The following is a 24,355-nucleotide window of genomic DNA, read 5'->3' on the forward strand; positions in this document are numbered from 1 at the left end:
CCTGGGCCAACATCCCGGTCAGGTCCAACCGCAAGGGCACCTTCGCCTTTTCCGCCTGGGTCTATCGCCAGCGCAATCTGGTCGAACGCTTCTTCAACAAGATCAAACACTTCCGGGGGATCGCCACCCGCTATGACAAAGACCCACGGAATTTCCTCGCCGCCGTAAAGCTCGTCGCCCTGCGCATTTGGTGCGCCGCGTAATGAGTCTACGGCCTAAGCTCTCGGGAATGGAATGCCTGGTGCGGCAGATAGGGCATTGCACCATCATGATGCCCCTCCCTCGCTCTGGACGGCCTGAAGCACGCGGTCAGCCTCGGTCTGGTGTATCCAGGCGGAATCGGTAATCCCGGCCACTGCCTCGGCGATCATCCGGACGCTGCCGGCGGAGATCCCGGCCAGCAGCTTGTTGGCGTTGTCCGCCTCGACCACGTAGGACGCCACCCGCCAGCGGGGCTCGCCCGGCTTGGGCTGCCAGGGCTCGTTGCCATACAGCACCTTGGTCTCGCCGTCGGCGCCAACGCGAAACACCAGATCGGATTCGGAGCGGTCGCCGGTGATGATGCTGCTGCGCACCGGTGCATCCAGCCAGCGAAGGCGGATCAGACGGTCGCCAGGAACGCCGGCCACGTTGAGGTGAACATCGGACACCACCGCCCACCGGCGACGGTAGCGGCGCTCGCGGGCGTCATCAGATATCCGGCGGCTCCAGGCCTCCTCCAGGGTGCCTCTGCCCTTGAGGTCTCCAGTCCTGGTGAACGACCGGATAGCGTCCAGGCGGCCAGCATCCTTCAGCATGGGCACCGCGCCAAACCGACTCAGGCTGACCTTCAGGTCTCCATCATCGGCGGCGGGCACGAAGGTCACGGTACTCCGCACCTTCCCGTCATAAGCCAGAGCTTCCAGCTTGCAGCGGCCGTCGTTCAGCGGGGTCTCGCGCAACAGCAGCCAGCGCGGCTTGTCGGCGTAGTAGGCCATCCAGCGGAGTTGCCAGAGCACCCGATCATCCAGCAGATCAGCCCGATTGATGATTTCGGCCTGGTCCTGCAGCTTGCGCAGGCCCTCGCCCAGCATCCGGGCCGCCTGGCGCAGTTGGCCGTAGGTAACGGTGAGCTTCTTGCCGTCGTCGCCCTGGATCGCCACGGCGGTGCCGGCGGCATCGGTGCGGGGACTGAGCGCCGCCCCGGCCTGGGCGAAGGGCCGCAGGGCCTCCTCAAGCTGGCTCACGTACCAGCGGTCGAGGGTTTCGTCGAACTTCGCGGTGCCGGCCTTGGTGCCGATCTGCGCCGCGTACTCGCTTGCCCAACTGGGCACCTTGCCACTCGGCCACGAGCCGGTCCTGCGGCGATGGACGACGTCGGCCAGCACGGAGGCGATATGGCCGGGACGGGTATTGGTAATGGGACTGGTCATGACGATCTCCCCGGAAGGGTTGGGCTGGGCACCGCTCGTTGGAGGGCGGCGCACCTTTTCCTCGTCGTGGAATCAGGGTGTGTCGGGTCATGGGTCAGGGGTCGGGCGGGGTAGCTCCCAAAACCCGGAGGGCGCGAAGCGATCCGCTTGCGGATTTTTGGGGTATCCCGACCCCTGACGGCGGGCGCCAGCCCGACGCTTGCCCATTGACGCGCGAGGGGCGGAAGCCCCTTCCTCATTCGTCCCATGAGCCCCCAAGACGCGCCCTGATTGGGGCGCGTAAGTGGCGCGACCAGCGCCACGCTGTTCATGCTCCCTCCCCGCATATGGCGGGGAGGGTTGGGGAGGGGTACGCCCCGACGAGGGGCGTTCCGCTTATCGTGGGTGGGGGACGAAATCACCATGGCCAGCACCAGCTGGCTTTCCGCCCACCCTCGTAGGGATGGGCAAGGCCATTCCGAATGAACCAGGTCGCAACGTCAGTGCCGTCAGAAAGCGATACGGAGGCCAGCAGACGGCCATAGCGGTCCCGACCAAGGTCGGACAGCAGAACCGCACTTCCCTTAGGCAGAAGCCTCCTGGCGGCGTCCGTGGCCTCCATGGCTTTGACACGCTCGGCCTCGCACTGTGCCCGGTCGCCTTTCTCCGGGGTATCGAAGTGCCTGGCGCGGACGGATTCGCCCTGTGGGGCGCCGGCGTGGGCGATCTGGTAGGTGTCGCCATCGATGACCCACAGAACCCGCCCAGGCTCGGCCGCGAACGAGCCGCTGCCCACGGCGCTGGCCACCAGGATGGCGGCGCCGACGATCCGGGCCGTCATGCGGCACCGACCAGCAGGGGCAAGAGATCCGAAACGTCCTCTTTCCCCGTTATGTTTAAGTATTTAGACTCACAGGGGGACAATCCTGTCTCCCCCTGTCTTTCGCCACTTTCCCGCCGGCTCAAGCAGCGCTGCAGCCCATCGGCCATAGTGGCGGCGGTGTTGGGGCGATGGTGTTTCGGCAACACCATCTCGGTGACTTCGATAAGCTGGGCGATCACCCAACCCATCTTGTTGACCAACAACCTGGTGCGGATGTAACCGCGCTCCCGAAGCTCGGAGAGATACCGTTGCACGGTGCGAGGATGCACCCCCAGCAGGACGGCGAGGCCAGAACGGCTTACGCGCTTCAGCCTCCCGGTGAGCGCCCGGATCGCCTGCAGCGCCACACGAGCCCCCATGGTCAGCCGGGTATCGACCGCCGCCTGCAGGCTCATCGCCTTCGCCCAGATCTTGGTGAGCGGCGGCGCTGGATTCGAATCTCGTGCTCGACGGGCCTGGCGCCGCTCTTTCTGGGCCTCCTTGGCCCGCATGGCCCGTTCAGTCCGACGCTGCCAGTACGCCTCGAAAGCCTCCAGCTGGTCGGGCGTCATCTCCCGGCGCTGGGCGACCTGATCCGCCTTCGTCCTGGCGATAGCCGCCGCCAGAGCAGCCTGCATCTGCTGACGTGGTGGCAAGGCTACGCCACCAGGCGCACCTGGTGCGGTTGCCACCGTGGTAAAGCTGCGCTGAAAGAGTCCTCGCAAAAGCCCATTGGTCATTGCCCCTCCAACGGAGGGCGCAGGTCACGACAGGAAAAAAGGGACAAGCCAACCCATTCAGGAAACACGAGATTTCCCGTTGACACCCTGACCCACCTGGGCTAAGAAAGAGGTCGCCAAACACAGTTTCTTAGCCGTTCAGGCAGGTCGCTAATCCTCTGGGTTAGCGGCCTTTTTACTTATGTCATTGGTCTACCTACGCCTCACCACAGCAAGCGCATCCTTGCGGGACACCAACGGCTGTGTTACCACAACCAACGGATTCGGCGTGTAGGTGATTGGCGTCCCCACAGGGAATAGAAGCCGGGATTGAGCATGGTCGTTTATCCGATTGCAGGGTGACGATAAGGGGACAACAAGCCCTCGACTTCCGGCGGCAGCGTCCCGCCGTCACGAAATCCACCAACCCAATAGCTGGTGCTGAGGGCGTCAGAGACATTCTCGGACTTGACGAGCGGATCGCGCTGGCGACCGAAGTAATCGGCCTTCATCAGCAACAGTGTCGCTCGTTCAACGTCGTGGGGGAGTGTGCGACCAGGATCACCGGGCAGGATAAAGCCCGCGCTGTACTCGACCACGACTTTGCCGGTGGGCCAGCGGATGTGGTCCCCGGCAGCGTCCAGGCGATAGATCAACCCGGTAGCCGCGTCATGTTCATAGTCACCGGCCCCAAGTTCCTTGCCGTTGACCGCGATGATATCGACCGATACCACCGGCACGCGGGTAAGCATCAGGGAGTCCTCGGGGTGCTGAAGGCGGATGACTTGGCTGATCGTTTCCTGTGTAAAGATGCAGTTGCACCAGGAGCGCACGGCGGCGCTGGCGCGTTCGATGGCATCCTGAAACCAAGCATCGTCGGCGCCGCTGGTAATCCCCATCTCCGCCTTGATTGCCGCAACGGTCGTCAGTCGGGTGTTGGTCGCGGGCGTCAGGATCGTCAACATCGGGGCGACTCCAGTATTATAAGGTGCCCATCGCGCACAGGAGGAAGTCCGCACCATGGGCTGTCGGGGTTTCTTGGTGCAGGCGACTCACCGACTGACGCCTGTTTCTACCGGCGGGCAGAAAACCTTGGGGTGGCCCGCCATTACAACGAGCCACCCCGCAGCATTAGGACACAGCCATCTTCAGGGCCATGACGGCTTCAGGCATGACGAGTTCACCACCGACACGGCGCCGGGCGTGCAGGCGCACGAGGCCGTTGGTCGCCTGCGAATACGGATCCGACAGGATGGAAAGACCGGCCTTGTCCACAACGCGGTAGCCGGTAGCCCAGTCGCCAAACAGGATAGGCAGCTTGTCCGAAGCCACGTCGTCGAGGTCGGCCACCTCGTAAATGGGCCGACCCAGCAACGTCGCCGGAACACCATCGGCCAGCGATTCCTTGAACATATACTCGCCGCTGGTGGAGGACTTCAGCGAGCGGACAGCAGCGATGGTCGAGCCGTTCATCAGCCACGCGCCTCGGCTGCGGTACGCCGGTTTGACCCCGTACATGAGCGCGATCAGCTTGTCCGGGTTGAGGTTGGTGGCGTGCCCGTTGACCAGCACCGGCAAGTCGGGATGGACCACGATACCGCGCGGCTTGCCGACGCCATTGCCCGCCGTGAAGGCGGCACCTTCCAAGCGCGAGAACTCGGTAGCCAGCATCGCGGACACTTCCGCCTCGACGTTGACGCCCGCATCTTCCAGCAGGCGGCGGGAGATGTCGATGTACACTGCGGCCTCGGCAGGGACGATACTCACCTGCCCGAACGTCGGCTCGCTGTTCGGACGGGTGCCGGTCTCGGACACCCACTGCGCAGTGCTGGTGCCGGTCATCTTCGGCAGGATCAACTCGGAGCCGGTGATGGCGGTCACGGTCGCCAGGGCGCGGATGGGCGAGACCTCGACGACGTTCTTCAGCAGTTCGGCGCTGAACTGCGAAGGGGCCAGGAAGCCGCCCGCCGTGCCATCACTGATATGCAGGCTGCGGATTTCGTCCGCCCCAAGAGCCTCGCGGCCCGAACGCAAATAGGTCGAGAACGCACGGGTCTCGATATCGAGGTCCTGCCGCTGTTCCTGAGAGGCACCGGGGCGGCGGCTCACGGTCTCGGCACGATCCTGGCGAGCACGGACTTCGGTCAGTTCCTGGCCGAAGGCAGTAAGCCGGGTCTCGATGCTGGTGGTCAGGGTGTCAATCGCGGCCCGGACCTCGGTCTGAGCATCGTCTTCGGAGCGGGTTTCCCAGGTGGCCCGCTGCGGGTTGATATGGGTCATCGTTTAACCTTTCAGTCTTTCCGCAGCGAGGCGGAGATATGCAGCCAACCCGGCTGCTTGGGATTCAGAACGAACGCTGGTGACACGGGCCGCGCCCTGGCTAGGACGAGCGACCAGGGACACCTCGATCAAGGAAACGGCCTCGACACGGCGCCCACCCTTGGGTAGCGCCGTGGCCTTGACGGTCCTGAAACCGACGCTCAGGCCGTCCACAGCGCCAGCCTTCAGCAGAGCGAAAGCATCGCGGCCAGCCGTGGCGTCGAGGACCAGACGGCCCTCAACCTTCAAGCCGGTGGCGTCCTCAACGAACGATTCCCAAACGCCAATGGGATTGGCAGGATCGTGCGCCCACAGCAACAAAGGACGAGTGCCAGCGGCGCGGTGCTGTTCCAGCGATGCCGCGAAACAGCCTTTGACCCAGATGTCACCGAATGAGTCAGGACGCCCCCAGGTGGCGGCATAACCGCTGATTACGCCCGTATCATCAGGGGCGAAGCGCAGTTCTGGTGCCGTGCTGTTCAGGAACTCTGTGGTCATTGTGCAGCGTCCTTCACGGCGGCAGTGTTCACAGGTCTGGTGAAGACTTCACCACCTTCATACGGCCCACGGTTTTCCATGGCCCGGACTTCATTCGGGGACAGCACGCCAGCGTTGATGGCCTGTGAGTACGCTGTGAACCTTGCTGCCAGATCAGCCCGTGCCAGATCATCAACCAGGAACTCGACGTAGTATTCGCGCCGCTCATCGGGCGTCAGGCACGTAATGCGGATAGCGTCTTGCCACAGCTTCAAGATTGGCATGAGGCAGTAGGAGAGGAACTGTGCGCCCATCTCTTCCGCATTGTTATGCGTAGTCCGCTCAAGGTCGCCCATCAGGTGCGCCGGGATGCGCCAGATGCGGGCGATTTCCTGAAGCTGGAATTTCCTCATCTCCAAGAACTGCGCATCCACGCTGGAAAGCTGGTGCGGCTCAAAGGTTACGCCGTCTTCCAGGATCGCAACCCGGCCAGCATTGTCACCGCCCTTATAAAATCCCTCGAAAGACTTACGCAGGCGGACCAACAGGTCATCGGTAAGTTGCTTGGGGTATTTTAGGACACCGGAGGGACGGGCACCACGACCGAACAGGCCAGCGGCGTGCTGTTCAAGAACAATACCCAGGCCGATTGCTTCCCGCCCCATCTGTACCGGGCTATCACCCTTGTAAAGGGACGAACCTACGTCGCGGATATGCAAGATGTCTCGCCGGGAGTATTCGCGCCGCTGGCCGTTGCTGGTGGTCACGACATAGCGCGGTTCCATCGTGGCGCTATCGACCTCAACGGAGACGGTGCGAGAATCGAGGGGAATGAGTTCAATGACCTGACCAGCACCGTCACGGCCCACCCAGGCGAAGCTGTTGCCGTGCAGGGCCAGGGCAGTCTGCATCACCAACCTGAACTCGCTGGCGGGAGTCCAGCCGTTCGCGCAATCGGTCAGCAGAGGATAGAGCGGGTGGTCAGTAGCACGCTCGCGCCCACCATCGGGCAGGCGGCGGTATAGGTGCGGAGTGAGCGATGCCAGAGTGTCGCCCATGATCTTTACTGCACACCGGACAGGCGGACTGCGCATGGCGGAATCGGTGCCGATGCTGACACCGGCAGCAGTCGGCGCACCGCCTAGGGCGAGAAGTGCGTCGAGGCCGATGGATCGCGTCTCAGTGCGGCGGCGGAAGATGTTGAACATTTATGAGCATCCTGCGGATTGCATTGCTACAAATCTCGCAGAATACTCATAATGTCAAAACGTCGCTTATCGCGCGCGAGAACTAGTTTTTCTCATGTTTTCCCGTCTATTCTCCAGATAGAATTGACGACGTTATGACGTAGACACGGGAGGGGCCGCTATTGCCAGGGAGCCGAACAACCCCCTGAAGTTTACCGCCTTGGCCGATCAGCAAGCCGCGATGAACCAGGGTCTTTGCCACGGCGGTAGCATCGAGTCCTTGGCAGACCTCCGATTTCCAGACCTCGGGCAATACAATAAATTCCGTACCACCGTCAGCAGTCGGGCGGCGGAAACCCGCCCGGTTGACAATGCGATGATCCGACGCCCGGTTCGGGATTCCCACCGTGCCCGCAGCGTCCATCGGTTCGAATCGGGAACCGCCATGCTGTTCGATGAACCTGCGAACTGTGCTGATCGCGGTCGCATCCTCCGCAGCGCCGATACCGCCGCGCCCGTCGCACCATGCCCGGAAACAGGTCGCAGCCGCCCGCATCGCCTCGCCTGTGGGCCAAGGCAGGATGCACCATGCGGCGGCAAGCTCACCAGCAGCAGCAACCAGCCCGAACCGGGCGGCGACACGCGACACCTGTCCATCGGAGCCGGGTGGGCAATGTGTCTGGAGGAAGGCGTTTCGGGTGGTCGTCACAGCCGCGATAGCGCCGTCCAGATCAGCAGTCAGTAATTCGAGGAAGGCGCGGGCGGCATGGCCGTAGTGCTCGGTAGCAGCGGCCTTGATGGTGTCGGACAGGATGTTGCCAGCCTGAAGACCGTGGAGATATTCATATAATCCGTACCCCACTCCAGCATCGGCGGCGATATCGACTAGGCGAGCCTGCTGTCCCGCCGCTGCCTTCCGGCCTCGACCATCTTCCGCGATCTTGTCGCCCAGGCTGATCTCGCCGGAGGAGAGGAACAGCGTCCTCCATTCCGACGCGGCGCGGGCATCGCCGGTCTTGGTCGCTCGGGATTTACCCATGCCGTTGCTCAACATGTACGCGGCAGCGGCGGCGGCAGGTGGAGTGACCTCAGCCATCTCGTCAACGCAAAGGAGTGCGTCGCTGTGATTCAGCGCCACAGCTTCAAGTGCGTTATCCGTTGCACGCCATGACCGGACGTAGCGGCGAACGTCACCGCCGCCCCAGACGGAACCGGCGGCGATCAGGGCCGTAGACTTGCCGGTGCTGGACGGACCTCGAAAATGGAAGCCACCTGATTCCGCGTCCACAAGGTGAAGGAGGGGGGCTGCGAATCCGGCAGCAATGGCAAGTGCGAGGCGGCTGTTGCCGACAGCCAGCCGGGCCACACCATCACGCCAGCCATCCAGGGTGCCACCGGTTCGAAAGGCGTGGTCGGTCGCCCCCTGAAGAACAACTTGCTCCCCCGCCGTGTCGCCCAGGGTGGCGTCGGGCAACACGAACGCCCGACCATGCCAGCCGATCCGCGAGACACATCTGGCCTTGGCGTCGGGTTGGACTGTCGTCAGGTACTCGTCGAGCCACGTCTTCGCCCCTTTGACGGGGAATAGTACAAGGCCAAGATCAAATAGAGGTTCGCGATAGGCGGCACCTTCGCCCGCCATCAGGGCCATGGGCATCGCCCACGTCTTCGTGTTTCCATCACGGTCGGTGATTCGAAGGAGCCTGCCCCAATTTTTACCATCGTGACTGCGCGTATCAGCCAGCACTTCAAGGCGGGTGCAGAACAGATTCCACACGTCCTTTTTTTCCAGTGTTATTTTATCTTCGACTTCAGTCTTTTTCTCGACTCCTGTATCCGTGAGTCGAAACGTTGTGTTTCCCTTCACCGGGACGGGGTTGGGGCTGTGCCGGGATTGGTTATAGACCTCAACTTGACGCGAGCACGCCTTAGAGATGGTGCGCGGCAGATAGTCGTCGCGGTCATCCCATTTGGGTCTGACCCATATGGTGTTGCGCATGATGCGTTCGATGCGCTTGCCGTCCTTGCCGGTCCAGAACGAGAGATGTTGTGCCAGGGCCGCGTCGAGGCGAGACGGGTCGTTATCGAAGTGCTCTTTGAGCACCAGCGGATCGCCAGGGATTAACCGTTTGAGACTACAGCGGTCCCCCGATGCGACAGACCACGACGTGCGGGAGTTGAGAGCGATGCGGAGCAACGCGGCATCGTCACTTGGGCCATCCCATTCGTCACTTGGGCCATCAACGAACCCAATGTCACGTTCGAACCCGCGTGTACCGGGAGGCGGCGGGACCTCGGCGGGTAGGACGGCGCGAAGACCGGCGGGATCGTGCAATGCGCCCGTCCAGGGAATCGTTGCCACTACCGCCGCCGGATCAAGAGGGCGACCGGCAGCAGCCTTTTTGGCGTTGGGCCAGTTCAGGCAGCCGGGGACGCGCCAGACATGCGCAATGTCGGCGCTCCCGTGGTCACATCGTGCCAGTGCCTTGAGGCCGCGAGCGAGCGGCTTGGCTTCCTCGGCACCCACAGGGCGGTCGAAGGAGAAACCAACCTGGAAGCGACCGGGGGAGGACTCAATCACGAAGGTTGGGCAGGCGCCTGGAATACGGCTGGCCCAATTCGCCGCGTCGAGGTCATCGAAATCACAGACGAGATATCCGACGTGGTTGATATCTACCTCTGCGCCGCGTTGACCTGGAGGCGGCGGCACGGTCATCGTCGCGGCACTTATATATACGTTGCGATGCGGTTCGACGGCCCAGGCGGCAGCGGTCTCGACGGCGCTGTCCAGATCTATGATCGGCATGATTTTAGAGGATAGCTTTTCCCCGGTCGTCGGGTTTTCGGCATAGCCGCACAACATCCATGTCCCCCTTGCGGGCAGCGACAGTACGCCCGCAAGGTGGTGGCGGATCATGGCCCGGTTGACCAGGGCGGCGTGGTCCGCCCGCCCCCAAAGGGGCGAGCGGTCCAGTTGGATGATAGAGGCGCTCATCGCGTCACCGGAGGCGCCGGGATACGGGGAGCGTGCTGGAGACACCAGTGCGTGCTTCCAGGGCGTGCCTCCTCGGACGGTTCCGGCCAATAGTAGCAATGGTAATACCCCACAGGTGACGGGATGGCGCGACCAGCCCGGCACGTCGCGCAGGTTCGCGAAGGCCCATCGGGATGTTGCGTGGCGGTTTGAAAGGCATTATTGTTGGCGGTAGTTAATTGGGTTTCGGAATGGGGCTGGCTGCAACCGGCCCCTTCCTTTTTGAGATAGGTCATTTCGGCACCTCGTTGTCGGGGATGGCTCGCAGTAGCGCCATGAGGTCGTGTAGGGCGGTCTCGATCCGGAGCGCAATGCGCTCGGCTGTGGCGTCGGCAGTATTCATTTCGCATACTCCGACGTGCTCGCGTACATCTTGAGCAATTTGCTCAACGCCCAAGCATCAAGCTCGGAACGCGGATACAGTGGCGTCCTATTATATTTGTAGAACGGCGGTCCATCACTGCTAATGCTTGCCAGCTTTGCAAGTGTCGCTGTTGCACATGGGATGCCGAATACCTCTCCAAGGTAGAGCGATGCTTCGGCTCTCCGGAGGTTGTTCTTGCACAAAATGTGCGCCGGGCACCCGCCGGCTTCGGCATGGTCAGCCATGGTCGAGATCTCCGGCCTGCCCAGACCTGTCGCGCAAAGCATCGGCACGTTGCTCGGACTCGTCCATGGCGTGGATCGTTTCTTTGGTCAGTCTCGCCAATGTGTGCGTGAGTTTGGCGATACCATCAACCTCGTCGGGATTGCGCGAGCACAGCAATGCCCGGTCGATGGCGCGACCAACAACACTGCCAACGTCTATCGCCAAGTAGACCGGCGCAGGCGTCTTTCCCATGTCGTGGGCTAAGTCCGTGCGGTGCTGCCAGTTGTCTCCATCCCGCCAAACCAGCAATACACGGTTGCGCAGCGACTGGCAGAGGACTTCCGGCGGCGTATTCTTGTAATTGAGCAAAAGACTCGCCCCGACGAACTGGTGAGCGATATCGCCAGCCATGGCGACCGGTACGCCGTAATCGACCAAGTTGCGGACAATCGCCAGCGTGGCGGCATCAGCGAGGGAGTACGTGCGGCGGGGACCGTTGGCATCAGCGACACCAACGCGCACCTGTTCTTTCTGCATCCAGTGTCGCACCGCCTTGGGCGTGCCCTCAATGGCGTAGATCACATCGGACCACACCAAATTGCTTTCTGTAAGGGGGTTTGTCATTTACAGCCTCGTTGGTTGATGTGCCATCGGCGGCACATGCAATACAAAGCACCAGAGGGCCTTCCATGTCAAGCGTCTTCTTCATGGCGATGCGATCATTAATATTGTGATTATTGTCACCATGAGCTAATAGCTGTTCGCTATTCCGAACATAGACCAATTGTTATTGTTAATGTTATATCTATATCTATAAAAACAGCGCCCCTTGACATTGATCGCTGTACGTATAACATACAGACATGATTCAGAGCTTCCGCGACAAGGACACCGAGGCGCTATGGGCAGGCAGGCGGAGCCGCCCGTTCGAGGCGATCCGCCGTCAGGCCGTGCGGAAGCTCGACATGCTCGACGCGGCTGTGGTGCTGGAGGACTTGCGGGTGCCGCCGGGGAACCACCTGGAGGCGCTGGAGGATGACCGAAAGGGTCAGCACAGCATTCGCATCAATGACCAATGGCGGCTGTGCTTTATATGGAAAGAGGATGGAGCCCATGATGTCGAAATTTGCGACTACCATTGAGCGGGTCCGCACTCATCCGGGCGAGGTGCTCCAGGAGGAGTTCATGGTTCCGCTTGGGCTTTCCGGCAATCAGCTTGCCCATGCGCTCAAGATTCCCGCGAACCGGATCAACGAAATAGTAGCAGGACGGCGCGCCGTGACCGCTGACACAGCATTGCGCCTTAGCCGCTACTTCGGCACCACGGCGGAATTCTGGCTCAATTTGCAGCAGGCACACGACTTGTCAAAGGTCGTGGTCGAGAGCCTTGCCGCCATTGAGCACGATGTGCAGCCGCGCCGGGTGGCGTAGATCACACCTTCATCCTCAACTTGATCTCACCCGCCACCCGATCCGCAGCCGCGATCAGCACCGCGTCAAGATGATGCGTATACCTGCTGGTCGTGGTGTGGGTGCTGTGCCCAAGCATGGCCGCGATGGTCGAATCGCTATAGCCCATATCCGCCGCCACGCTGGCGAAGCCGTGGCGTAACGTATGCATTGTGGCCTCGGATGGCAGTTCAGCCGCCTTGGAGATCCGTAAGAACGCCTTGGGCAGTCCCGCGAAATGTCCCGCCGCACCACCACCAGGGAGGACGTATTCGCCCTCACGGGGGAGCAACGCGAGTACGTCCAGGACAGGTTGACCGATAGGGCGAACCGAATAGCCTTCCTTACTATCTGTCAGTCGAAGGCACTTCCCTGCCTCGTCAATCTCCGACCATTTCAACGCCTCGACCTCACCCTTCCGGCAGCCCGTGAGAGCCAGAAGGCGCACGGCGGCGACCACGAGGGGGTGGGCGTCTTCGGCCTCGGTCAGCGCCTTGCCCAGCGCCCGGTAATGGTCATCAGAGAACCGGAAGCGCCGCTTCCCATCGGCGGGCCGCTTCACGCCATGAACTGGATTGACGGTGATGATTCCCTGTTCCACCGCGAAGGTCAGGATACCGGACAGTAGACCGGCGGTGCGGCTGGCCGTCCCCGCGCCACCTTCCACGATGGCCCGGCCTCGTAATTTATCGGTCTTCACATCGGCGGCGGTTTTTCCGGCGGTCACGTCCGCGATAAATTTGGAGATGTCAGCCCGGCCAAGGTCTTTGACCTTCTTTTTGCCTATCAGGGGGATGATGTGACGGGCCACCCGACCTTTGTCGATCTCCAACGTCGAGGTGCGCTTGGGTCGCCCGCCCTTACCCATGGGCGCACCGGCATCAGCCGCCCGGAAATATTCCTTGGTCAACTCCTCGACGGTCATGGCCTCCTTTTCAGCGGCCTTGTTGGTCAACGGATCACTCCCGGCAGCGACCTCCCGCAATAACTCGACTGCCCGTTTCCGGGCATCTTCGCAAGTCCAGGGGGAGCCGTGCTTACCGATGGTCAGCCGCCGCATCACCCCGCCAGCCGTCCGATAATTCACGATGTAGGACTTGCTGCCGGGAGTGATTCGCAGGCCGAAACCCTTGACCTCGGAATCCCAGATGATCGCCTGTTTCCCTGTGGGATCGCCCTCAGCGGCATCAACCAAGCGTTTGGTTAGCTTCTCCGACATGAGATTTCTCCAACTAAATCAACGATGTAACACCTGTTACACCTTCGGGCGGGCATGGTGTAACGCGAAAACGTCAATATTTTCAACGCTGTAACACCTGTTACACCCGTTACACCGCTAAATGGTCATGTTGGAATCGTATGGCGCACCTATCGGCCATCACCCCCAACACCAGGGATAACGATAGAGATTTTGTCAGCACCATGTCAACAGTAGGCGGGAAATTCTGGTATATTCCCGTGATGACCGTTGCCCTCATAATCGCTTTTATTGCTATAAAAACAATGATCTAAGCGATCTCAGAAAGCGGCAGTCAACACCGGAAAACATATTACGTCTGCCCTCCGAAGGCAGATGTCGTAGGTTCGAATCCTACCGGTTGCGCCAATCTCCCGGACTTATGTAGCAAACGCCACCAAGGAAGCCCTTCGGTGTAGGCGGTATGCCGGCGGATGGCGAAGATTTCGATTGATTGGAACCATTCCCGGCCCCGGCCTGGAACAATCCCTGAATTCAGCCGTTTTTCCTGCCGGAGGAGGAAGCGCCGGCCTGCCCCGGAAACGGAATTTCCACCATTTATTTGACCCGGAGCACCAGCAGGCTTGCTTTTTTATCGACAAACGACAAAGACTGTATGAGTCGATCATGCCTTGAGCAAAATTCAGAGTTGGTCGGCATCTGATGCAGGACGCGAAGCGCGCGGCCTGTCTATCTCAATTTCGGAGAAATCTTCATGCCGAATGGCAGCGTCAAGTGGTTCAACAGCACCAAGGGTTTTGGCTTTATCGCTCCGGACAATGGTGGTCCCGACGTGTTTGTGCACATCTCTGCCGTCGAGCGGGCCGGCCTCTCTGGGCTGAATGACGGCCAGAAGGTTTCCTTCGAGGAAGAGCGCGACCCCCGCAAGGGCAAGACCTCCGCGGTCAATTTGAAGGTCCTCTAGCCTTCCAGCGGCACGGCCGGCATCGTAATGAATGCCGGCCGTGTTCATGGGAAACCGGCGGCCTGAGGTTCGACCCGGCTCCGCCCCTACCGATCTCCGAAGCCCGTATCCAATTCACCCGACTCGGAATTGCGGTCGGACCTGTCAGGCCGACGCCTCGACAGCAGCAAGCGTGGCCGCCATCGGCGCCGGATCGCTTGCCATCCCCCTCGAAGTGACACAGGATGCCGCGGCCGACGACCAGATCGTCAAGCCGTTCCTCGTCCGATTCGGGACGGGAGGAGCGCCTTCCGCACGTCCGCCGCGTTTCGTACCGTTCGTGAAGCGGCCGGAGCCGAGCTGGTTCCGGAAGACGGGGAAGAAACTGGCACGCGGTCAAAAAAAGGGGCCTGAAATGACGGATGAACTCTGGACCGATGAAGCCGATCGTCGCCTTGTCGCCCTTGAAAGCCGGCTTTCCCACCATGAGATCATGGCCGAGGAATTGTCCGAGGTCGTGGCGCAGCAGACGCGGCGTATCGACATTCTGATGGCGGAGGTTCGTCGCTTGCGCGAGCGCCTGGGCGAGGCCGAGGCCGGCCTGCCCGTCTCGCCCCAGGACGACAAGCCGCCGCCGCATTATTAGAGAAAGGGGAGGAAATCATGATCGGCAATGATGGTAAGCCCGTTACACGCGACCAAATTCGCTCGGCCATTGCCGCCTATAACGCAGGTGATCGCGGGTCCAAGGAATTTGCCGCCATCCCCCGCGCCCTGGTGACGATTCTCGACAATCTCGCGATCGGCAAGACCACCTATGTCAAAGGGGGGGACGGCCAGTTGCAGCTAAGCCGCCGCAAGGACAAGAGCATCGCCGCCGGGTGATGTCCAGATGGCCCTTATCCCGGCCGCTCCGGGAAACCGGCGACCTGAAATGGCAAGCTCCCGAACCGTCAGGGCCAGGGGTTTGAAGCAGGCGCCCCCCATCCTCCCGCTGGTCGTCAGGATGACAAACCAAGGTGTTTGTCGCGTCCCCGACCGCCGTGTCGGGGATGCGACAAAGCTGTAACCCCAACATTTTCGCCATTTTTTGCACTGCAGCACTTGGCACCGCCATTGCAAAGGAACCCGGCATAGACCCCTGACGAGGAGGCCGCCGGTGTCCAGCAACGTCATCTCTCTCTCCAGCATCGCCCGTGGACGCACCGTCCCCGCCGAAGCTCCAGCCGCGCCCGCCGGCGGCTGTTCCTCCAAGGCTTGCGGCTCGGATCAGGACCGGGGCGACATGCCCGCCCACATCTGGGACAAGGTCAAGGACCACCCCTGCTATTCCGAGGAAGCCCACCACTACTTCGCCCGCATGCATGTGGCGGTGGCTCCGGCCTGCAACATCCAGTGCAATTACTGCAACCGGAAGTACGACTGCGCCAACGAATCGCGCCCCGGCGTCACCAGCGAGAAGCTGACGCCCGAACAGGCGGCACGCAAGGTGGCGGCGGTGGCGGCCAAGGTGCCGCAGCTTTCGGTCCTGGGCATCGCCGGCCCCGGTGATTCCATGTTTGACTGGAAGAAGACCTCGGCCACCTTCCGCGAGGTCTCCAAGCTGCTGCCCGACCTCAAATACTGCGTCTCGACCAACGGCCTGGCCCTGCCCGACCATCTGGACGAGCTGGCCCGGCACAACATCGACCACGTCACCATCACCATCAACATGGTCGATCCCGAAATCGGCGCGCTGATCTACCCCTGGATCTACTTCAAGGGCAAGCGCTACACCGGAATCGAGGGCGCCCGCATCCTGCACGAGCGCCAGATGGAGGGACTGGAGGGCCTGACGTCGCGCGGCATCCTCACCAAGATCAACTCGGTGATGATCCCCGGCATCAACGATCACCACCTGATCGAGGTGAACAGGCAGATCAAGGCGCGCGGCGCCTTCCTGCACAACGTCATGCCGCTGATTTCCGACGCCGCCCACGGCACCGCCTTCGGCCTCAATGGTCAGCGCGGCCCCAGGCCGGCCGAATTGAAGGACCTGCAGGACAAGCTGGCCGGCGGCGCCAACCTGATGCGCCACTGCCGCCAGTGCCGCGCTGACGCGGTGGGCATGCTGGGCGAGGATCTGTCCCAGGACTTCACCCTGGACAAGCTGCCCGAGGTGGCCGTCGCCTACGACCCCGAGCCCCGCCGCCTCTACCGCGAGGTGGTGGAGCGCGAGCGCGCCGACCGCGCCAAGGCGGTCCTGGGCGCCGAAGCGGAACTGGCCGAGTCCACTCCCACCGCCCCCACCCGGCTGGTGGCGGTGTGCACCAAGGGCGGCGGCCGCATCAACCAGCATTTCGGCCACGCCAAGGAATTCCAGATTTTCGAGGTGGATGCCAAGGGCGTGCGCTTCTCGGGCCATCGCAAGGCCGACAATTACTGCGTCGGCGGCTATGGCGACGACGACAAGCTGGACGTGGTCTTGGGCGCGCTCGAGGGCATCGACACGGTATTCGTGGCGAAGATCGGCCGCTGTCCCAAGGACGACCTGAAGAAGGCGGGCATCGAGGCCATCGACGCCTATCCCTTCGACTACATCGAAACGGCGGTGGCCGGCTGGTACGCCCGGACCTACGGCCTCGCCGCCGATATTGCCTAGACAGAAGAGGAGAAGACCATGGCTCTCAAGATCATTGCTTCCGAATGCACCACCTGCGGCGCCTGCGAGTTCGAGTGCCCCAATGCCGCCATCTCCATCAAGAACGACGTCTACACCATCAAGGCGTCGGGCTGCACCGAGTGCGACGGCGACGCTCCCAAGTGCCAGGCGGTCTGCCCGGTCGAGGGCTGCATCGTCCAGGGCTGACCTTTTTCCGAAAGGGTGCCGTCATGAGCGAAGGAACCGGTTTCGAACTGTGGGACAAGCCCCTCTTTGAGCGCGGCGACAAGGTCGTGGCACTCCGGGACGTCCGCAACGACGGCACCTATCCCGGCTCGCAAATCGGCGAGTTCCTGATCCGCAGGGGCGAGGTGGGATACGTCACCCAGGTGGGGACCTATCTCAACCGCTTTTATGTCTACGCCGTGGACTTCCTGGACAGCGAGCGGCTGGTCGGCATGCGCGCCCACGAACTGGAACGGGCCGAGGAAGACGAAAGGAGGGTGTCATGAAGGTCATGCTGCGCAAGGTGGGCGAGAAATACGAAATCTACGTCCCCAAGAAGGACCTGGAAGAACTGGTCGTCGAGGCCGAAAAGGACACCATCTGGGGCGGCACCATCAAGATCGCCAACGGCTGGACCTTCGCCATGCCCGACATGCCGCCGGACACCAAGCTGCCCATCACCGTCGAGGCCCGCAAACTCAGCGGCGGCGACGACTGAGCCCCTTACAGGAGGACGCGGCCATGCTCGACTCCCCCCGCTCACTGCTTGCCGAGATCGGCGCCGGGATTGCCGCCGGTAATCTCATCCCCTTCCTGGGACCCGACGTGCTGTGCCTCGAGGCGCCGCCGCCGGTGCCGGTGGGCGCCCGCGCCCTGGCCCTGGCCCTGGGGGCCAAGGTGGGGGTGCCCGGCCGCATCAAACACAACCTGTGGCATTCCGCCCAGTACATCGAAACCCATAAGCACCGGATGACCCTGGACAAGCTGATGGCCGGGTTCTTCCAGCCGGTGCCCCGGCCCAATTCGCTGCACCGCTGGCTGGCCGGCCTGCCCAGGCTGCCCCTGGTGGTGGACACCTGGTATGACGGCGCCATGAAGGCCGCCTTCGAGGCGGCGGGGTGCGACAACTGGGGCATCGTCCAGGGCTGTTCCAAGGCGCGGCGCCTGGATGGCGGCGTCTGGACGCGGGCGGTAACCCCCGATGGCCTCACCGTCGCCGACGACGTGGCCGAGGGCTGGCGCACCGTGCTCTACAAGCCCCATGGCGCCGCCCAGCCCACCGGCGATGTCTTGGTGTCGGATTCCGACTATGTGGAGGTGCTGACCGACATCGATATCCAGACCCCCATTCCCCAGGTGGTCAAGGACCGGCGGGCGGGTCGCGGCTTCGTCTTCCTGGGTTGCCGCTTCTATGACCAGATCCTGCGCACCTTCGCCCGGCAAATCGCCAAGCGCTCGGGCGGGCCGCGCTATGCCGTGGTGCCCGGGGGCCTGACCCGCAACGAACTGAAATTCCTGGAGATCGAGGGCATTACTCCCATCACCCTGCCGCTGGCCGAGGCCGTCGCGCTGATGAGCGCCGAACGGCCGGCCTGACCCGCCGCCATCACCATTGGAGAGAGGAACACCATGGCCAACGTTACGTTCAGTGCCCCCACCCTGGAAAAGGACATCACCGTCTACGCGGTGGCCGGCGACAACAAGACCCTGCTGGGCGTCGCCAAGCAGCACGGCGTCGCCATCCCGTGCCAGTGCCAGGACGGCGAATGCGGCTCGTGCCTGATCAAGGTCACCATCCTGGACGACAAGCGCCCGTCCGGCATCCATTTGACCGACAAGGAGAAACTTACCCTTTCGATCAATGGCAAGTTGAACAGGGACCAAGTGAATAACGCCGAAACCAACGACATGCCTCCGCCCTACCGGCTGGCCTGTCAGTACATCGTCCGCAACGAGAATATCCTTGTGGAATTCTCGGGCGAGCCGGGCGTCGAGATCGATCTGCGGCGATAGGTGGCGGAAGCTCGCAGATCGAGAAGGGGCGTCCCCGGCGGGGCGTCCCTTCATTTTTTATAACATAAGAATTAAGGTAAAACCCTGGTGTCGTATTTTGTATACACCGGAGTATAGGCGGTATTTTCCATATAGCCTTGATGTTTGTAACATCATAAGGTTCAAATGATTGCAAATGCTTTATTAGCACCATGCCATCAAACAATAATTTCAGATATTTACGGGTGGTTCGCAATGGCGCTTGATCAAACCCTGTCCCGTTTCACCGTGAAGGCCCGCATTTTTCTGGGCTTCGGCCTGGTTCTGGCCCTGTTGGCCCTGGTCGCCGTCATCGGCGTCAGCAGCCTGAGTTCCGCCACCGGGCAGGTAGAAAAATACGCCAAGATCAGCGACAACACCGTGCGGGTGTCGGTGATGGTCGGCGACTTCACCGAGGCCCGGCGCAACGCGCGGCTGTTCGCCCAGGAAGGCACCCCCGAAGCCGCCACAAAGGCCCGCCAGTTGTTCGGCAAGCTGCGCGAGAGCCTGGCGATCGCCATCGCCAATTCGATCGACTCCGCGCGCATCGACAATCTGAAGCGGATCGGTACACAGATCGAGGGCTATGCCGTCAATTTCGAGAAGATGGCCGAGGCCCGCACCGAGAAGGAAAAGCTGGTCAACGAGCAGTTGGGCGTCCTTGGCCTGCAGGCGCGGGAAGCCTTGGCCGGGATTGTCGCCGCAGCCATGGCCAACGGCGATTTCGAGGCGGCGGCGCTGACCAGCCAGACTCAGGAGGCCCTGATGCAGGCCCGCCTGCTGGCCAGCCGCTTTACCAGTTCCCCCAACCCGAAGCTCGCCGATGCCGCCCGTCAGCAATTGGCCGCGTTCCTTACCCAGGCGCGTTCGCTGGAGGAGCGTCTGCACGATCCGGCCCGCAAGCGTCTGGCCAAGGAGGCCGCCGCCCTGGCCGAACGCTACGGCGCCGCCTTCGCCCAGATGGTGGACAAGACCATGACGGTCGAGCAATTGGCCAACACCGTCATGCGTGCCGAGGCTACGGAAATCGCCAAGTTGGCCGATGAAACCCGCAATTCCCAGATGGCCGCCCTCGATACCCTGGAAAAAAGCACCGTCCACGGCATGAGCAACGCCACCACCACCGGTCTGGTGTTGTCGGGCGGCGCCTTCATCGTCGGCCTGCTGCTGGCCTCGCTGATCGCCGGCAGCATCGTCAAGCCGGTTCAGGCCATGACCGACACCATGTCCAAGCTGGCCACCGGCGACAAGGCGGTGGAGATTCCCGCCACCGCCAACCGGGACGAGATCGGCGAGATGGCCCGTGCCGTCCAGGTGTTCAAGGAAAGCATGATTCAGGCCGAACGGCTGGAGGCCGAGGCCCGTGCCGAGCAGGAGCGCGAAGTTCAGCGCGGCCGCAAGCGCGAGCTGCTGACCGCCGATTTCGACGTGATGATCCGCCGGGTGATCGCCAAGGTGGACAACACGGTGCAGAACGTCCACTCCACCTCCACCAGCCTGCACGCCGCCGCCGAGCAGACCAGCCGCCAGAGCGCCGCCGTGGCCGCCGCCGCCGAGGAGGCCACCGCCAACATCCAGACCGTGGCCAGCGCCGCCGAGGAACTGGGCGCCTCCACCCACGAGATCAGCCGCCGGGTGCAGGACACCACCCGCATCACCCAGGAAGCGGTGGACGGCGTGCAGACCGCCGACGCCACCGTGGAAGGCCTGTCCACCGCCGCCCAGAAGATCGGCGAGATCGTCAGCCTGATCAACGACATCGCGGCGCAGACCAACCTGCTGGCCTTGAACGCCACCATCGAGGCGGCCCGCGCCGGCGAGGCCGGCAAGGGCTTCGCGGTGGTCGCCAACGAGGTCAAGCACCTCGCCACCCAGACCGCCAAGGCCACCAGCGAGATCGCCGAGCAGATCGGCGGCATCCAGAGCACCACCCAAAGCGCCGTCGCCGCCATCAAGACGGTGGGCGCCGCCATCGGCCGGGTGGACGAGGTGGTGTCGTCCATCGCCGCCGCCGTCGAGGAGCAGAACGCCGCCACCCAGGAAATCGTCCGCAACGTCCAGGAAGCCGCCAACGGCAATCACGAGGTGACCAGCAACATCACCGAGGTGTCGTCGGCCGCCCAGATGACCGGCGAGATGGCCTCCAACATGTTCAAGGTGGCGGAAGTGCTGGAAGAATCCGGCACCAGCCTGGGCAAGCACGTGGAAACCTTCCTCGGCAGCGTCAAGGCGATTTAGACCCTTTCCATTTGATTGGCTTGCCCCGCCCTTTGGGCGGGGCTACTGTCGCACGGCCTGCAATCAATGATGATGAAGTGTGGCCATGCTCAGTCATTTACGGATTTCGCGAAAGCTTTGGGCGCTGATGTCGGTCGGCATCGTGGGGGTCCTGGTGCTGGCCGCCTTCAGCCTGTACCAGTTGCGCTCGTCGATGATCGAGGACCGCAAGGTCATGGTGCAGCAGATGGTCGAGGCGGCCATCGGCGTCGCCAGCTTCTACCAGCAGCAGGCCGAAAAGGGCGCCTTGCCCGCCGACGAGGCGCGCGAGCGGGCCAAGGCCGGTATCCGCGCCATGCGCTTTGGCGGCGGCAACTACCTGTTCGCCTACGACAGCACCGGCCTGACCCAGGTCCATGGCGGCAATAGGGCCAAGGAGGGCGAGAACCGCGTCGGTGAAACCGATCCCACCGGCAAGCATTACGCCCGCGAGATGATCGACAAGGCCCTGGCCGGTGGCGGCTACACCTCCTATCTGTCCTCGCGCCAGTCCAGCGGCGACCGCGCCTCCAGGACCCTGCCCAAGATCTCCTACAGCAATCATTTCAAGCCCTGGGACTGGATCGTCGGCACCGGCGTCTATCTCGACGACGTGGATGCCGCCTTCGACCGGTTGCTGCTCTGGCTGGGCGGGGTGATCGTCCTGGCGGTCGGCGCCATGATCGCCGCGTCGCGGCGCCTGGGAGCCAGCATCGCCACTCCCATCACCGCCATGACCACGGTCATGGAGACCATGGCGGCCGGCGATCTGTCGGCCTCGGTGTCCAACACCGAACGCCGCGATGAAATCGGCGCCATGGCCCGCGCCCTGTCCATCTTCAAGGAAGGATTGCTGCGCGCCAACCGGCTGGCCGCCGAGCAGGAGGCCGACCGTGCCGCCCGCGAGACGCGGGCGCGCACCATCCAGACCCTGACCGGCGATTTCGACGGACAGGTGGCCGGCATCCTCGGCCGGTTGAGCAGCGCCTCGACGGCGCTGGAGACCACCGCGCAGGCCATGGCCGGCACCGCCCAGCAAACCAGCAGCCAGGTGGCCGGCGCCGCCGACGCCACCAGCAACGCCTCGGCCAGCGTTCAGACGGTGGCCTCGGCCGCCGAGCAGCTTTCCGCCTCCATCATGGAGATCGGCCGGCAGGTCAGCCAGTCCAGTCAGGTCTCGCAAGCCGCCTCGGACGAGGCGCGGCGCACCACCGAAAAGGTCCGGGGTCTGGCCGAAAGCTCGGCCCGCATCGGCGAGGTGGTCAGCCTGATCAACGACATCGCGTCGCAGACCAACCTCCTCGCGCTGAACGCCACCATCGAGGCGGCGCGGGCGGGCGAAGCCGGCAAGGGCTTCGCCGTCGTGGCCAACGAGGTCAAGAACCTCGCCAACCAGACCGGGCGGGCCACCGAGGAGATCGGCACCCAGATCGCCGCCGTCCAGGCCGCCACGGGTGAGGCGGTCACCGCCATCGGCGACATCGTCGCCCGGGTGGAGGAGATCAACCACATCGCCACCGCCATCGCCGCCGCAGTGGAGGAGCAATCGGCCGCCACGGCGGAAATCGCCCGCAGCGTCCAGGAAACCGCCTCGGGCACCGAACTGATCGCCGACACCATCGTCGACGTGGGCCGGGCGGCATCGGACACCCAATCCGCCGCCGGTCAGGTGCTGGATTCGGCCCGCTCGCTGGCGGTGCACGCCACCGACCTCAAATCCATGGTCGGAACCTTCCTGGGGGGCGTCCGCACCGCGTAAGGGTCCTATAGCGTGATGCCCAAAATGTGCATCACGCTATATTTTCCCTCGCCGGGCGGGCGCATCCGCGCCCTTGGCCGCGCCCTCAACGGGCGCTGAAGCAGCCCGCCTCATATTCAGGGCGCGCCGCTCTAATTTCCACGCCCCGGCACCGAGCACATGCCGTCACTGCGCGGGCAGGTCTCGGAAATGGGTTCGGACACCGGGGTCAGGCCGATCCAGGCGTTGACGGCCTCCTCGTCGAAACCCGCCATCCGCCGCCCACCGCTTTCCATCAGCGGGCGGCGGATCAGCAGGGGGTCCAGGCACATTTCCGCCAGGGCCTCGGCGGCCGCCATGGCTTCGGGCACCACCGCCCCCGACTTGATCCGGGGAGCGGCACGGTTGAACCACTCGGCCACCGGCACCCCATGGAAGAACGGCCGAAGCGTCTCGGGGCTCCAGCCCTGGGCGCGGATGTCCAGCGCCACCACGTCGTGGCCTGACTGCGCCAGCAATTGCTTCTGGCGGGTGTTGTTCATGCAGCCCGGCTTTTCGTAGAAGACGATCATCGCCATGGCGTCACTCCCTTATTTCAGTTTTTCCGCCAGGGCCAGCAGCGCCGGCACCTGGGTCCGGATCTCGTCGGCCACCGCCTTGTCCAGTTTGCCGAGCCAGGCGGAGGGTATCTCCCGCACCCCATAGGTGGCCCCGGCCAGCATGCCGGCGATGGCCCCGGTGGTGTCGGCGTCGCCGCCCTGATTGACCACCTCGATCAGGCAGTTGCGGAAGGAATCCGTCAGGAAATAGAAGTGCAGCACCGTCTGCATGGTATCGACCACATAGGCGGTGGACTGGCCGCGAAAGGTCTCGAAGCGGAAGCACTTGTGCTTCTCCACCAGGGCGTTGGCCTCGTCGCGCGCCGCCTTCATCCCCTGCCCCGACAACAGCGCCTGGGTCATCCGCCCCAGGGCCAGGGTGGCATCGTCGGACAGCGGGTGGTGGTGGGTGATGTGGCTCTGGGCTACCGTCCACTCCTCCAGCAGGTCGGGACGATGCAGGGTGGCGATGGCGGTGGGCAGGTTGCGCATGGCGGCGCCGTTACCGGCATCACCCTCGCAATAACCGCCCTCCAGCGTGCCGTTGGTGATGAAGCGGCGGATGCCGCGCCGGCAGGTGTTGCCCACGTCCACGGGACCGCTCTTCAGCCAGACGGCGAATTCCTCGCACACGTCCTTGGGGTCCAACCCGCCCTTGCGCGCCAATGACCGGCCGAGGCACAGCGACATCTCGGTATCGTCGGTGACCTGTCCGGGGGCCAGATGCAGCCAGCCGCCGCCGATCATCTTGCGGTGCAGCCCATGCTTCTCGCGGATTTCCCCCTTGGTCAGGAACTCCACCGTCGCCCCCAGGGCATCGCCGACGGCGAAGCCCAGATAGGCGCCCAGCGCGCGATCCTCCAGGCTGGGGCCGGAGGTGGGGGGACGGTCGAGGAACGGCAATGGCAATCGCATG

General features: G+C 63.2%; 27 protein-coding genes and 1 tRNA gene. 15 read left to right on the forward strand and 13 right to left on the reverse strand.

Features of this window, described 5'->3' with window-relative positions; genetic code table 11:
• Positions 1-203: transposase (locus CP958_RS21285; protein ID WP_141400607.1), on the forward strand; the 203-nt coding region annotated here is incomplete at its 5' end.
• 63 nt (positions 204-266) lie between these two features.
• Here CP958_RS21285 and CP958_RS21290 read toward each other — a convergent pair.
• From CP958_RS21290 to CP958_RS21335, 10 genes are all read right to left on the reverse strand, one after another.
• Positions 267-1,412 (reverse strand): hypothetical protein, encoded by a 1,146-nt coding sequence (locus tag CP958_RS21290; RefSeq protein ID WP_096704229.1) that lies wholly within the window; start codon positions 1,410-1,412, stop codon positions 267-269.
• 397 nt (positions 1,413-1,809) lie between these two features.
• Entirely contained in the window at positions 1,810-2,232 is a 423-nt protein-coding gene (locus tag CP958_RS21295) for a thermonuclease family protein (RefSeq protein ID WP_096704230.1), read from the reverse strand.
• Positions 2,229-2,993: a hypothetical protein gene (locus tag CP958_RS21300; protein WP_141400608.1), complete on the reverse strand. Its 765-nt coding sequence runs from the start codon at positions 2,991-2,993 to the stop codon at positions 2,229-2,231. The genes CP958_RS21295 and CP958_RS21300 overlap by 4 nt, the downstream gene beginning before the upstream one ends.
• Before the next feature lie 323 nt (positions 2,994-3,316).
• Entirely contained in the window at positions 3,317-3,937 is a 621-nt protein-coding gene (locus tag CP958_RS21305; protein ID WP_096704232.1) for a hypothetical protein, read from the reverse strand.
• A 166-nt stretch (positions 3,938-4,103) separates the two neighbouring features.
• On the reverse strand, positions 4,104-5,252 hold the full coding sequence (locus CP958_RS21310) for a phage major capsid protein (protein ID WP_096704233.1): 1,149 nt from the start codon (positions 5,250-5,252) through the stop codon (positions 4,104-4,106).
• Positions 5,253-5,255: 3 nt separating this feature from the next.
• Positions 5,256-5,789 carry an HK97 family phage prohead protease gene (locus CP958_RS21315; RefSeq protein WP_096704234.1) on the reverse strand — a complete coding sequence of 178 codons (534 nt, stop codon included), beginning with the start codon at positions 5,787-5,789 and terminating at the stop codon, positions 5,256-5,258.
• Positions 5,786-6,976 (reverse strand): phage portal protein, encoded by a 1,191-nt coding sequence (locus tag CP958_RS21320; protein ID WP_096704235.1) that lies wholly within the window; start codon positions 6,974-6,976, stop codon positions 5,786-5,788. The genes CP958_RS21315 and CP958_RS21320 overlap by 4 nt, the downstream gene beginning before the upstream one ends.
• A gap of 106 nt (positions 6,977-7,082) precedes the next feature.
• On the reverse strand, positions 7,083-9,950 hold the full coding sequence (locus CP958_RS21325) for a DUF927 domain-containing protein (RefSeq protein WP_096704236.1): 2,868 nt from the start codon (positions 9,948-9,950) through the stop codon (positions 7,083-7,085).
• A gap of 378 nt (positions 9,951-10,328) precedes the next feature.
• Complete coding sequence (locus tag CP958_RS21330) at positions 10,329-10,598, reverse strand: hypothetical protein (RefSeq protein ID WP_096704237.1); 270 nt, start codon at positions 10,596-10,598, stop codon at positions 10,329-10,331.
• The gene (locus tag CP958_RS21335) at positions 10,591-11,202 is read right to left on the reverse strand and encodes a hypothetical protein (protein ID WP_096704238.1); all 612 of its coding nucleotides are present in this window, start codon (positions 11,200-11,202) and stop codon (positions 10,591-10,593) included. Before CP958_RS21335 ends, CP958_RS21330 begins: the two co-directional genes overlap by 8 nt.
• Before the next feature lie 239 nt (positions 11,203-11,441).
• Here CP958_RS21335 and CP958_RS21340 point away from each other — a divergent pair, with 239 nt between their 5' ends.
• Together CP958_RS21340 and CP958_RS21345 are read left to right on the forward strand one after the other, a co-directional pair.
• Positions 11,442-11,720: a type II toxin-antitoxin system RelE/ParE family toxin gene (locus CP958_RS21340; protein WP_096704239.1), complete on the forward strand. Its 279-nt coding sequence runs from the start codon at positions 11,442-11,444 to the stop codon at positions 11,718-11,720.
• Positions 11,695-12,009 carry a HigA family addiction module antitoxin gene (locus tag CP958_RS21345; protein WP_096704977.1) on the forward strand — a complete coding sequence of 105 codons (315 nt, stop codon included), beginning with the start codon at positions 11,695-11,697 and terminating at the stop codon, positions 12,007-12,009. The genes CP958_RS21340 and CP958_RS21345 overlap by 26 nt, the downstream gene beginning before the upstream one ends.
• 1 nt (position 12,010) lies before the next feature.
• On the opposite strand, the gene CP958_RS21350 is transcribed toward CP958_RS21345, so the two are convergent.
• Positions 12,011-13,246, reverse strand: coding sequence for a site-specific integrase (locus CP958_RS21350; RefSeq protein WP_096704240.1), 1,236 nt, complete (start codon positions 13,244-13,246; stop codon positions 12,011-12,013).
• A 306-nt stretch (positions 13,247-13,552) separates the two neighbouring features.
• Between CP958_RS21350 and CP958_RS21355 the strand changes: the two genes are divergently transcribed.
• The 12 genes from CP958_RS21355 (at position 13,553) to CP958_RS21410 (ending at position 22,861) form a co-directional block, all read left to right on the forward strand.
• Positions 13,553-13,633, forward strand: a tRNA-Arg gene (locus tag CP958_RS21355).
• Positions 13,634-13,979: 346 nt separating this feature from the next.
• Entirely contained in the window at positions 13,980-14,189 is a 210-nt protein-coding gene (locus CP958_RS21360; RefSeq protein ID WP_008618036.1) for a cold-shock protein, read from the forward strand.
• Between the two features lie 172 nt (positions 14,190-14,361).
• The gene (locus tag CP958_RS27485; protein WP_347337852.1) at positions 14,362-14,814 is read left to right on the forward strand and encodes a SlyX family protein; all 453 of its coding nucleotides are present in this window, start codon (positions 14,362-14,364) and stop codon (positions 14,812-14,814) included.
• A 17-nt stretch (positions 14,815-14,831) separates the two neighbouring features.
• The gene (locus CP958_RS21370) at positions 14,832-15,053 is read left to right on the forward strand and encodes a hypothetical protein (RefSeq protein WP_096704242.1); all 222 of its coding nucleotides are present in this window, start codon (positions 14,832-14,834) and stop codon (positions 15,051-15,053) included.
• A gap of 274 nt (positions 15,054-15,327) precedes the next feature.
• Positions 15,328-16,809 (forward strand): nitrogenase cofactor biosynthesis protein NifB, encoded by a 1,482-nt coding sequence (gene nifB, locus CP958_RS21375; RefSeq protein ID WP_096704243.1) that lies wholly within the window; start codon positions 15,328-15,330, stop codon positions 16,807-16,809.
• An 18-nt stretch (positions 16,810-16,827) separates the two neighbouring features.
• Positions 16,828-17,016, forward strand: coding sequence for a 4Fe-4S dicluster domain-containing protein (locus tag CP958_RS21380; protein ID WP_008621160.1), 189 nt, complete (start codon positions 16,828-16,830; stop codon positions 17,014-17,016).
• A gap of 23 nt (positions 17,017-17,039) precedes the next feature.
• Positions 17,040-17,321, forward strand: a complete 282-nt coding sequence (locus CP958_RS21385) for a nitrogen fixation protein NifZ (protein WP_096704244.1) — start codon at positions 17,040-17,042, stop codon at positions 17,319-17,321.
• On the forward strand, positions 17,318-17,533 hold the full coding sequence (gene nifT, locus CP958_RS21390; RefSeq protein WP_096704245.1) for a putative nitrogen fixation protein NifT: 216 nt from the start codon (positions 17,318-17,320) through the stop codon (positions 17,531-17,533). The genes CP958_RS21385 and nifT overlap by 4 nt, the downstream gene beginning before the upstream one ends.
• 23 nt (positions 17,534-17,556) lie before the next feature.
• Complete coding sequence (locus CP958_RS21395; RefSeq protein ID WP_096704246.1) at positions 17,557-18,411, forward strand: SIR2 family protein; 855 nt, start codon at positions 17,557-17,559, stop codon at positions 18,409-18,411.
• 33 nt (positions 18,412-18,444) lie between these two features.
• Positions 18,445-18,828, forward strand: coding sequence for a 2Fe-2S iron-sulfur cluster-binding protein (locus tag CP958_RS21400; RefSeq protein WP_096704247.1), 384 nt, complete (start codon positions 18,445-18,447; stop codon positions 18,826-18,828).
• A 234-nt stretch (positions 18,829-19,062) separates the two neighbouring features.
• Positions 19,063-21,084, forward strand: a complete 2,022-nt coding sequence (locus CP958_RS27410; protein ID WP_096704248.1) for a methyl-accepting chemotaxis protein — start codon at positions 19,063-19,065, stop codon at positions 21,082-21,084.
• Between the two features lie 127 nt (positions 21,085-21,211).
• Positions 21,212-22,861: a cache domain-containing protein gene (locus CP958_RS21410; protein WP_170959064.1), complete on the forward strand. Its 1,650-nt coding sequence runs from the start codon at positions 21,212-21,214 to the stop codon at positions 22,859-22,861.
• Between the two features lie 131 nt (positions 22,862-22,992).
• On the opposite strand, the gene CP958_RS21415 is transcribed toward CP958_RS21410, so the two are convergent.
• Together CP958_RS21415 and draG are read right to left on the reverse strand one after the other, a co-directional pair.
• A complete protein-coding gene (locus CP958_RS21415) occupies positions 22,993-23,418 on the reverse strand; it encodes an ArsC/Spx/MgsR family protein (RefSeq protein ID WP_096704250.1) in 426 nt (141 codons plus the stop codon).
• 12 nt (positions 23,419-23,430) lie between these two features.
• A complete protein-coding gene (draG, locus tag CP958_RS21420) occupies positions 23,431-24,354 on the reverse strand; it encodes an ADP-ribosyl-[dinitrogen reductase] hydrolase (protein WP_170959065.1) in 924 nt (307 codons plus the stop codon).
• Position 24,355: the final 1 nt, after the last annotated feature.

The organism is Magnetospirillum sp. 15-1 (assembly GCF_900184795.1).
Lineage (GTDB): Bacteria > Pseudomonadota > Alphaproteobacteria > Rhodospirillales > Magnetospirillaceae > Phaeospirillum.

What these genes read in the sequence shown, in the direction of transcription:
- CP958_RS21290 (WP_096704229.1), bottom strand. Translation starts at nt 1,412, where the DNA reads ATGACCAGTCCCATTACCAATACCCGTCCCGGCCATATCGCCTCCGTG.
- CP958_RS21295 (WP_096704230.1), bottom strand. Translation starts at nt 2,232, where the DNA reads ATGACGGCCCGGATCGTCGGCGCCGCCATCCTGGTGGCCAGCGCCGTG.
- CP958_RS21300 (WP_141400608.1), bottom strand. Translation starts at nt 2,993, where the DNA reads ATGACCAATGGGCTTTTGCGAGGACTCTTTCAGCGCAGCTTTACCACG.
- CP958_RS21305 (WP_096704232.1), bottom strand. Translation starts at nt 3,937, where the DNA reads ATGTTGACGATCCTGACGCCCGCGACCAACACCCGACTGACGACCGTT.
- CP958_RS21310 (WP_096704233.1), bottom strand. Translation starts at nt 5,252, where the DNA reads ATGACCCATATCAACCCGCAGCGGGCCACCTGGGAAACCCGCTCCGAA.
- CP958_RS21315 (WP_096704234.1), bottom strand. Translation starts at nt 5,789, where the DNA reads ATGACCACAGAGTTCCTGAACAGCACGGCACCAGAACTGCGCTTCGCC.
- CP958_RS21320 (WP_096704235.1), bottom strand. Translation starts at nt 6,976, where the DNA reads ATGTTCAACATCTTCCGCCGCCGCACTGAGACGCGATCCATCGGCCTC.
- CP958_RS21325 (WP_096704236.1), bottom strand. Translation starts at nt 9,950, where the DNA reads ATGAGCGCCTCTATCATCCAACTGGACCGCTCGCCCCTTTGGGGGCGG.
- CP958_RS21330 (WP_096704237.1), bottom strand. Translation starts at nt 10,598, where the DNA reads ATGGCTGACCATGCCGAAGCCGGCGGGTGCCCGGCGCACATTTTGTGC.
- CP958_RS21335 (WP_096704238.1), bottom strand. Translation starts at nt 11,202, where the DNA reads ATGACAAACCCCCTTACAGAAAGCAATTTGGTGTGGTCCGATGTGATC.
- CP958_RS21340 (WP_096704239.1), top strand. Translation starts at nt 11,442, where the DNA reads ATGATTCAGAGCTTCCGCGACAAGGACACCGAGGCGCTATGGGCAGGC.
- CP958_RS21345 (WP_096704977.1), top strand. Translation starts at nt 11,695, where the DNA reads ATGTCGAAATTTGCGACTACCATTGAGCGGGTCCGCACTCATCCGGGC.
- CP958_RS21350 (WP_096704240.1), bottom strand. Translation starts at nt 13,246, where the DNA reads ATGTCGGAGAAGCTAACCAAACGCTTGGTTGATGCCGCTGAGGGCGAT.
- CP958_RS21360 (WP_008618036.1), top strand. Translation starts at nt 13,980, where the DNA reads ATGCCGAATGGCAGCGTCAAGTGGTTCAACAGCACCAAGGGTTTTGGC.
- CP958_RS21370 (WP_096704242.1), top strand. Translation starts at nt 14,832, where the DNA reads ATGATCGGCAATGATGGTAAGCCCGTTACACGCGACCAAATTCGCTCG.
- CP958_RS21380 (WP_008621160.1), top strand. Translation starts at nt 16,828, where the DNA reads ATGGCTCTCAAGATCATTGCTTCCGAATGCACCACCTGCGGCGCCTGC.
- CP958_RS21385 (WP_096704244.1), top strand. Translation starts at nt 17,040, where the DNA reads ATGAGCGAAGGAACCGGTTTCGAACTGTGGGACAAGCCCCTCTTTGAG.
- nifT (WP_096704245.1), top strand. Translation starts at nt 17,318, where the DNA reads ATGAAGGTCATGCTGCGCAAGGTGGGCGAGAAATACGAAATCTACGTC.
- CP958_RS21395 (WP_096704246.1), top strand. Translation starts at nt 17,557, where the DNA reads ATGCTCGACTCCCCCCGCTCACTGCTTGCCGAGATCGGCGCCGGGATT.
- CP958_RS21400 (WP_096704247.1), top strand. Translation starts at nt 18,445, where the DNA reads ATGGCCAACGTTACGTTCAGTGCCCCCACCCTGGAAAAGGACATCACC.
- CP958_RS27410 (WP_096704248.1), top strand. Translation starts at nt 19,063, where the DNA reads ATGGCGCTTGATCAAACCCTGTCCCGTTTCACCGTGAAGGCCCGCATT.
- CP958_RS21410 (WP_170959064.1), top strand. Translation starts at nt 21,212, where the DNA reads ATGTCGGTCGGCATCGTGGGGGTCCTGGTGCTGGCCGCCTTCAGCCTG.
- CP958_RS21415 (WP_096704250.1), bottom strand. Translation starts at nt 23,418, where the DNA reads ATGGCGATGATCGTCTTCTACGAAAAGCCGGGCTGCATGAACAACACC.
- draG (WP_170959065.1), bottom strand. Translation starts at nt 24,354, where the DNA reads ATGCGATTGCCATTGCCGTTCCTCGACCGTCCCCCCACCTCCGGCCCC.